This is a genomic window from Salifodinibacter halophilus, assembly GCA_012999515.1.
Lineage (GTDB): Bacteria > Pseudomonadota > Gammaproteobacteria > Nevskiales > Salinisphaeraceae > Salifodinibacter > Salifodinibacter halophilus.
The window spans coordinates 1-248 of sequence record JABEEB010000527.1; the positions used below are offsets into that span (position 1 = coordinate 1).

The window sequence follows — 248 nt, forward strand, 5'->3', positions numbered from 1 at the left end:
ATGTGGGACTGCGCGACGGCGATCTGGTCTATGCGGTGTATGCGGCGCAGGGATTGGCCGATGGCGAGATCGAGCGGGTGGCCGAGGAGCGCGGGTATGCGCGCAGGTTCGAAGCCGAGCCGCAGTTGAGCGTTTGAGCTGACTTGCTGCCCTCACCCCAACCCCTCTCCCGCAAGCGGGAGAGGGGCTTCAAGCAACAGCGCCGCCTGCCGTTCCTTCTCCCGCTCGCGGGAGAAGGTGCCCCGAAG

General features: G+C 66.9%; 1 protein-coding gene. It reads left to right on the forward strand.

Features of this window, described 5'->3' with window-relative positions; translation table 11 throughout:
* Window positions 1-137: hypothetical protein (locus HKX41_12715; GenBank protein ID NNC24997.1), on the forward strand; the 137-nt coding region annotated here is incomplete at its 5' end.
* Window positions 138-248: the final 111 nt, after the last annotated feature.